This window comes from Nocardia carnea, assembly GCF_029868325.1.
In the GTDB taxonomy this organism is placed as follows: Bacteria; Actinomycetota; Actinomycetes; order Mycobacteriales; family Mycobacteriaceae; genus Nocardia; species Nocardia carnea_C.
This window is the reverse complement of record NZ_JARWNW010000301.1, coordinates 36,780-44,679: the sequence shown is the minus strand read 5'-3', so window position 1 is coordinate 44,679 and position 7,900 is coordinate 36,780. Positions and strand designations below refer to the sequence as shown.

Here is a 7,900-nt window from a genome sequence, read left to right as displayed (position 1 = left end):
CGGGCCGAGAAGGAGCTGGACAAGACTACGGCCAGATATGTCGGTCAGATCGACGAGCTGGTGAAGCACAAGGAATCCGAACTGCTCGAGGTCTGATCCGGCGTTTTCCGGTGTATCCGCCGCCGCGGCGGTGGTGTAGTTTGCGCAGGCGTATCGGGTGACGTGGGCCGCGTACTGTCCGTGCTCGGCACGAGCGGTGGGTGCCGTGCCGAAGCAGTGCCGTATCGGCGCCGCCACGGCGGGCCGATGGCCCGGGGATTGACGCACAATGACAACAGCGGAGCGGCGACGCCCGCTTCGGGTGGGAACGAACGGAACGACGACGAGTTGAGCGACGGGACAATCGTGGCCGAGAAAGCCGCCGCGACCGGTGCGGCCCGACCGCAGCCGCCGGCCGAGGGCATATCCGAATCGACACCGGCGCCCGCCGGTGCGTCCGCAGACGCCTCGGCGGCCGGTACGCCCTCAGGTGTCGTGCCTACCGATATGCCTACCGGTGCTGTGCCCGCCGGTACGCCTACCGGCGGCGCGTCCCCGGCTGCACCCGGTAGTTCCGGGTCGCCCGGTGCGGCAGCGGCCGCTGCGGCCGCCGGGACAGGAGCTGCGAGCAATGCCGCCGCGGACCCGGCCCCGCGCCGTTCCCGTGCGGGGCGCAACCTTCCGGCGGCGCTCGCCGTCGGCCTGACGCTCGGGATCTCGTGTATCGCGGTCCTGCTTTTCGTCCCCACGGTGTTCATCGGCGTCGCTGGCGTCGCGGTCGGTATTGCCACCTGGGAGGTGGCCAAACGACTCCGCGAAGCGGATGTGCTGGTACCGCGCACGCCGCTGATAGCCGGTGGTCAAGCGGTGTTCTGGCTGGGCTGGCCGTTCGGGGCGAGTGGCGTGGTCGGCGCCTTCGCGGCGACTGTCCTGGTCTGTATGGTGTGGCGGCTGTTCGACCACGGCCTGAACACGGCGCCACGCAATTTCCTGCGCGATACCGCGATCACGGTGTTCACCCTGGCGTGGATTCCGCTGCTGGCCTCGTTCGCGGTCCTGCTGCTCCTGGAGGATCCCGACGGCAATCTGCGGGTGCTGACCTTCATGATCCTGGTGGTGTGCTCCGATGTGGGCGGTTATGTGGCGGGCGTGCTGTTCGGCCGCCATCCCATGGTGCCTTCGATCAGTCCCAAGAAATCTTGGGAGGGATTCTGCGGTTCGCTGGTGTTCGCGATCATCGGCGGTCTGCTCACCGTGACACTGCTGCTGGAAGCCAACTCGATGATCGGGGTGGTGCTCGGTGTGGGCCTGGTGGTCGTCGCGACCCTCGGCGATCTGATCGAATCGCAGATCAAACGCGAATTGGGCATCAAGGATATGGGCACGATGCTGCCCGGGCACGGCGGCATCATGGACCGGCTCGATTCCATGTTGCCGTCGGCCTTCGTGTCCTGGCTGGTGCTCAGCACCCTGCTCTGAGGCCGCGCCGGCCGCTCACTCCTTGTGTACCGCGCGGCGTAACTGCATGATGCGGACCCCGCCCACCAGCGCCATCACGAGGGCGCCCGCGATCACCGAGAGCAGTATCGTCACGCCCAGGGGCAGCGAGAAGTTCCAGAAGAGCATTTCGACATCCGCACTCTCCGAGTTCTGGATGATGAAGATCAGCAGGACGATGCCGAGGATCGCCGCGATGATCAACGCTATCCAAGCGTTGCCTACACGGGAACTGCCCGCACTCTTGCGGCGTGCCTTATCGGTTGTCTTCCGGCCGGTGGAGGCGGGTGCGGGCTTACCACGCACGGGTTCGCCGGCCGGTCCGCCCGCCGGACGCGCGCCCGGCGCCGAACCGGGTTCGGGGATTCGGTCATCAGAGGTCGCCATATGACGATGATTGCCGACAGCTATCGCCGGCGCATGGATTTCCGGTCGGCCCGTTGCCGCGCCGCACTACGACGATCGGCGTCCGGCGTCGGCGCCCGGGTACATCCCGACCGTGCCCATCGCCCTCCGAAGGCGGCTTGTCGCTGGTCACATCGAGCGGGATGCCACACTGGTAGGACTATGACCGCCCCCTTGCCCTTGGTTTTCGACGCACCCCGCCGCGGGATGCCGCCCCGCCACCTCGCCGATCTCGACGCCGAGGGGCGCCGTGCCGCCATGGCGGAACTGGGCCTGCCGAAGTTCCGGGCCGACCAGATCGCCCGCCAGTACTACGGCCGGCTCCAAGCCGATCCCGCCGCGATGACCGATCTACCCGCCGCTGTGCGGGACACGATCGCCGGTGCGCTCTTCCCGCCGCTGCTGACCCCGGTCCGGCATATCGCCTGCGATTCCGGGGAGACCCGGAAAACGCTGTGGCGCGCCGGTGACGGCACCTTGCTGGAGAGCGTGCTCATGCGCTACCCGGATCGCGCCACCCTCTGTATTTCCAGCCAGGCCGGTTGCGGTATGGCCTGCCCGTTCTGTGCCACGGGCCAGGGCGGGCTGGACCGCAACCTGTCCACCGCCGAAATCGTCGACCAGGTCCGCGCCGCCGCGGCCGATCTGCGCGACGGCGCAGTACCGGGCGGGGCCGGGCGCCTGTCCAATATCGTGTTCATGGGTATGGGGGAGCCGCTCGCGAACTACAAGCGAGTGGTGAACGCCGTCCGGCGGATCACCTCGCCCGCGCCGGACGGCCTCGGTATCTCGCAGCGCAACGTGGTGGTCTCCACCGTGGGCCTGGCCCCGGCGATCCGCAAACTCGCCGACGAGGGCCTCTCGGTGACGCTGGCCGTCTCCCTGCACACCCCCGACGACGAACTCCGCGACACTCTCGTCCCGGTGAACAACCGGTGGCCGGTGGCGGAGGTCCTCGACGCTGCCCGCTACTACGCCGACAAGACGGGCCGCCGCATCTCGGTGGAGTACGCGCTGATCCGCGATATCAACGATCACCCCTGGCGGGCGGATATGCTCGGCGCGAAACTGCACAAGGCGCTCGGGTCGCGCGTGCATGTGAACGTCATCCCGCTCAACCCGACACCGGGCAGCAAATGGGATGCCAGCCCGAAACCGGTCGAGCGCGAGTTCGTGCGCCGGGTCGAAGCACAGGGCGTTCCGTGCACGGTCCGCGATACCCGCGGCCAGGAAATCGCCGCCGCCTGCGGACAGTTGGCCGCCGAAGGCTGAGGACCGGGCCGTCTTCCCCGGTGACCGAACCCGTGGTGCTGGAGCAGCCCTGAGTTCGGCACCCTGACGGACGTACGGCAAGTAGGAGTGTGTATGGCCGGCCGAGTGGTCGTTGTGGTCGGTGCGGGGATCGTGGGTTTGGCGGTGGCCCGGGAGATTTGTCACCGGTGGCCGGAAGACCGGGTTGTGGTGCTGGAGAAGGAAAACCGGGTGGCGGCGCACCAGACCGGACACAACTCGGGGGTGGTACACGCCGGGATCTACTATCAGCCGGGGAGTCTGAAGGCTGTGCTGTGCGCGCGAGGCCGGGCGCTGCTGCGCGAGTACTGTGCCGAGCGGGAGTTGCCGTACGAGGAATGCGGCAAGCTCGTCATCGCCGTGGAAGACGAAGAGATGGCTCGCCTGGACGCCCTCGAGGCGCGGGCGGGACATAATGAGGTACCCGGGCTGCGCCGTGTCGATGCCGCCGGCATTCGCGATATCGAACCGTTCGCGGAGGGTATCGCGGCGCTGTACTCACCGCATACCGCGATCACCGATTTCCGCCGCGTGGCCGAGGCTTTCGCGGCAGACGTAGTGGCGGCCGGCGGCGAGGTCAAAACTTCCTGCGCGGTGGACCGGATCACCCGGACCGCTTCGGGTGTCGAAGTCGCTGCAGGGGAGCAGGTTCTGCGGGCGGATCGGGTTGTGCTCTGCGCCGGATTACAGGCGGATTCGGTCGCCGCTCTGGCCGGTGGCGACGCCGGCCCTCGCATCGTCCCTTTCCGGGGTGAGTACATGGATGTGGTGCCGGAGAAGCGGAAGCTGGTACGCGGCCTCGTCTATCCCGTCCCGGATCCGCGGTACCCGTTTCTGGGCGTGCATTTCACTCGGCGCGTATCGGGAACCGTCGAGGTCGGTCCGAACGCGGTCCTGGCTTTCGCGCGGGAGGGGTACCGGCGTACCCGTTTCGTACCCCGGGATATGGCGAAAACGCTGGCCTGGCCGGGTTTCCGGCAGATGGTTCGGCAGCATTGGCGCACCGGGCTCGAGGAAATGTACGGCTCGGTATCCATCGCCGCGTATATGCGTAAGGCGCAGCGCTACATTCCCGCAATCGGTAGCGCGGATGTGGTGCGCGTGGGAGCAGGTGTCCGGGCCCAGGCCCTCGACGCCGACGGCACCCTGGTCGACGATTTCCGGATCGACCGGCTGGGCCCGGTCACCGCCGTCCGCAACGCGCCGTCCCCGGCGGCGACCTCCTCGCTGGCGATCGCCGAATACGTGGTGGATGTGGTCGACGGGAAGGGCGAACACACCCTGAGCTGACGTGCGGCGCCGAGCCGAGATGCCACGGCCAGGACGTGGCGTTGCGTTGTCGCATGGATCTTGCCGGGGCGGATGCTCGTCCCGTGCCGAACGAGTGGGTGGCTGGTGGAGACCCTCGCCAATGGCCCCTTCACGGTTCTTCGAGCAGATACCGCAGATAGTGCTGCGGCCTGGCGAGGAACTCCCGGGTGACGGCGACCGGAACGGCCTGATCGAAATCGACGGCATCGATGGAACCGTCCTCGTCGAATTGGTAAATCGTCGCGTTCGGGACCGCCAGCAGAATTGGGGAGTGGGTCGCCACCACGAACTGGCAGCCGTCGGATACCAGTTCGGCGATCCGCGCCAGCACGGTCATGCAGCCGCGGGCGGACAGCGCGGCTTCGGGTTCGTCCATGAGGTAGAGGCCGCCGGGAAAGAACCGGTGCCGGATGAGGTCGACGAACGATTCGCCGTGTGAACGGCTGTGCGGTGAGCCCCCGAGTACGGTGAGTTGTTCCGGGCCGAGCCGTTCGCTTTCGGTGGCCAGGTTGTAGAACGATTCGGCGCGCAGGAAGAAGCGGCTACGCGGTTTGTGGATGCCCCAGCGCAGGACCAGATGCTCACCGAGTTCCGACTCACTGGCGCGGGTGGCGAACCGGTAGTTCTGGCTACCGCCCTCGGGGTTGAGACCCGCTGCCACCGCGATCGCCTCGAGCAGTGTCGATTTTCCGCTGCCGTTCTCGCCGACCAGGAACGTCACACCAGGCGGCAGCGACAGCCCGCCGGACCGTGCGAGGTGGCGGACCGCGGGTAGATCGAACGGGTACCCGGTCGCGTCGGCGGTGGAATCGAGCCGGACGGCCTGGAGATAGTGCCCGGGCCCGGGTGCACGCCGCATGCGGCGATGCTAGCCGAGCCGCGGGGCCGAACCGGCGGTCAGGGGAAGAGGTTGATCGGGTTGATGATGTCGGCGGCCAGGGTGAGCAGCATGTATGCCCCGCCGATGACGACGGCGACGTAGGTGAGCGGCAGCAGTTTCAGATAGTCGACGGGGGCGCCGGGTGCGAGGCCCTTCCAGCCGCGGAAGGTGTTGCGGATCTTCTCGTACAACACCACCGCGATATGACCGCCGTCGAGCGGTAGCAGCGGCAGGATGTTGAACGCGCCGAGGAAGAAGTTCAGGCTCGCCAGGACGAGGATGAACATATTCCAGTAGCCGCGTTCGGCGGTTTCGCCGCCGATCTTGCTGGCGCCGTACACACTGACCGGGGTATCGGCATCGCGTTCTCCGCCGGTCACCGCGTCCCACAGCGAGGCCACCTTTGCCGGCATCTGGGCCAGCGATTGGAATGTGCGGATGAACATATCCCCGGTGAATGCCGCCGAGGCGGGAATCGCACCGAGAATGTCGTACTGGACCGGTTCGTAGAATTCCTGGCCGACCCCGACCACACCGACTTCCCGGCCCGGGCCACCCTCGCTGGGGTAGCGCATCGTCTGCTCGGGCACGACCTCGATATCCATGGTCTGCCCGCCGCGCTCGAGGGTGTAGGTGAACGGGCCGTCCTGTTGCTGGGTGAGGGTCTGGAATTCTTTCCACGTGTCGACGGGTTCGCCGTCGACCGCGGTCACCACATCGCCGCGTTGCAGGCCGGCGCGCTGGGCGGGGCCCTCGCCGGTGCAGGTGCCGACGGTTCCGTCGGGGTTCTGCGGCGCGACGCAGGTCATATCACCGAGGGCGGTTTCGGGTGGCTGGTTCAGGTTGGGGAGTCCCCAGCCGACCGCGAGCACCACGATGAGGAGGAATCCGAGCAGGAAGTTCATCGCGATTCCACCGGACATCACGACGAGGCGTTTCCAGGCGGCCTGCCGGTACATGGCGCGCTCGACTTCCTCGGGTTCGAGTTCGTCGAGCGCGGTCATTCCGGCGATATCACAGAAACCGCCGAGCGGCAGCCATTTGACCCCGTATTCGGTTTCCCCGCGCTGGAAGGAGAACATTTTCGGGCCGAAACCGATGTAATACCGGCGGACCTTCATTCCGGTCGCCTGCGCGGTCCACATATGCCCGCATTCGTGCAATGCGATCGAAATCGTGATGCCGAGGGCGAACAGCACGAACCCCAACACGAACAGCATGTGGTCTACAGCCCTCCTGCGGTGCGCAGATCAGATCTCTCGGCCCGCACGGAGACCGGAGCGGCCGCGAGCACGTGTCCACAGTAACCGCCCGCGTGCCGGGCCTCGACCATCTGGGACATGGATTACGGGTGTACCAGGCTGCGGGCACGGTCACGGGCCCATTCGTCGGCCGCCAGGACTTCGGCGAGTTCGTCCGGTTCGGCGTGCCACTGTCCGGCGTCGCGGACGACCCGGGCCACGGTGCGCACGATATCCGGGAACCGGATCCGCCCGTCGAGAAAAGCCTGTACCGCGACCTCGTTGGCCGCGTTGTACACCGCGGTGACGCAACCGCCGGCGGTTCCGGCTTCCCGGGCCAGTTCGACGGCAGGGAACACTGCATCGTCGACGGGTTCGAACGTCCAGGTGGCGGCCGTACCGAAATCGCACGGGGTGGCCGCGCCGGGGACCCGGTCCGGCCAGCCCAGCGCCAGCGCGATGGGCAGCTTCATATCCGGCGGGCTGGCCTGGGCCAGCGTGGACCCGTCGGTGAAGGTGACCATGGAATGCACGATCGACTGCGGGTGCACGGTGACCTGGATACGGTCGTAGGGAATCCCGAACAGCAGATGTGTTTCGATCAACTCCAGGCCCTTGTTCACCAGCGAGGCCGAGTTCAATGTGTTCATCGGGCCCATGGACCAGGTGGGGTGGGTTTTCGCGGCGGCGGGGTCCACGCCGTCCAGCATTTCGGTGGTCCAGCCCCGGAACGGGCCACCGGAGGCGGTGAGAACCAATGTGTCGACTTCCTCGGCGCGTCCGCCGCGCAGGCACTGGGCCAGCGCGGAATGCTCCGAATCGACCGGCACGATCTGGCCGGGCCGGGCCGCCCGGGTGACCAGTGAGCCGCCGGCCACCAGTGATTCCTTGTTCGCCAGCGCCAGGGTGGCCCCCGATTCCAGCGCCGCGAGGGTGGGTTCCAGGCCGAGCGAACCGACGAGCGCGTTGAGTACGACATCGGCCTCGGTGCTGCGGACGAGTTCGGTTGCCGCATTCGCGCCGGCGAACGGCACCCCCAGCCGGGCCGCGGCTGCCGGATCGGCGACGGCCACATTGGTGGTGCCGGTGGCGGCCATCTGCGCGGCCAGCAGTTCGGTGTTCCCGCCGCCCGCGGCCAGGCCGACGATTTCGAATCTGCCGGGGTTGGCGGCGATCACCTCGAGCGCCTGGGTTCCGATGGAGCCGGTGCTGCCGAGCAGGAGAACTCTGCGGAGATCTGACACCCGCCCATTGTCACCGACCCCGCCCCTACTGGCTACGACGGGCGGTCGTATGC

The 7,900-nt window shown here is 67.5% G+C and carries 7 protein-coding genes and 1 pseudogene; 4 read left to right on the top strand and 4 right to left on the bottom strand.

Translation table 11 applies throughout. The features are described 5' to 3' along the window. Positions 1 to 96 (top strand): annotated as a pseudogene (locus QH196_RS29330) (ribosome recycling factor); the annotation flags it as partial. Between the two features lie 390 nt (positions 97 to 486). Then, positions 487 to 1,458, top strand: a complete 972-nt coding sequence (locus QH196_RS29325; protein ID WP_280419093.1) for a phosphatidate cytidylyltransferase — start codon at positions 487 to 489, stop codon at positions 1,456 to 1,458. A 15-nt stretch (positions 1,459 to 1,473) separates the two neighbouring features. On the opposite strand, the gene QH196_RS29320 is transcribed toward QH196_RS29325, so the two are convergent. Then, on the bottom strand, positions 1,474 to 1,863 hold the full coding sequence (locus QH196_RS29320; protein WP_280419088.1) for a LapA family protein: 390 nt from the start codon (positions 1,861 to 1,863) through the stop codon (positions 1,474 to 1,476). Between the two features lie 180 nt (positions 1,864 to 2,043). On the opposite strand from QH196_RS29320, the gene rlmN reads away from it, so the two are divergent. Both rlmN and lhgO read left to right on the top strand, forming a co-directional pair. Further along, a complete protein-coding gene (rlmN, locus tag QH196_RS29315) occupies positions 2,044 to 3,153 on the top strand; it encodes a 23S rRNA (adenine(2503)-C(2))-methyltransferase RlmN (RefSeq protein WP_280419087.1) in 1,110 nt (369 codons plus the stop codon). 93 nt (positions 3,154 to 3,246) lie between these two features. Next, complete coding sequence (lhgO, locus tag QH196_RS29310) at positions 3,247 to 4,461, top strand: L-2-hydroxyglutarate oxidase (protein WP_280419086.1); 1,215 nt, start codon at positions 3,247 to 3,249, stop codon at positions 4,459 to 4,461. Between the two features lie 130 nt (positions 4,462 to 4,591). On the opposite strand, the gene QH196_RS29305 is transcribed toward lhgO, so the two are convergent. The 3 genes from QH196_RS29305 to dxr all read right to left on the bottom strand — a co-directional run bounded on the left by QH196_RS29305 (position 4,592) and on the right by dxr (position 7,847). Then, positions 4,592 to 5,341: an AAA family ATPase gene (locus tag QH196_RS29305; RefSeq protein ID WP_280419085.1), complete on the bottom strand. Its 750-nt coding sequence runs from the start codon at positions 5,339 to 5,341 to the stop codon at positions 4,592 to 4,594. A gap of 38 nt (positions 5,342 to 5,379) precedes the next feature. Continuing rightward, positions 5,380 to 6,582, bottom strand: a complete 1,203-nt coding sequence (locus tag QH196_RS29300) for a M50 family metallopeptidase (protein ID WP_280419084.1) — start codon at positions 6,580 to 6,582, stop codon at positions 5,380 to 5,382. A 125-nt stretch (positions 6,583 to 6,707) separates the two neighbouring features. Then, positions 6,708 to 7,847: a 1-deoxy-D-xylulose-5-phosphate reductoisomerase gene (gene dxr, locus QH196_RS29295; protein WP_280419083.1), complete on the bottom strand. Its 1,140-nt coding sequence runs from the start codon at positions 7,845 to 7,847 to the stop codon at positions 6,708 to 6,710. Positions 7,848 to 7,900: the final 53 nt, after the last annotated feature.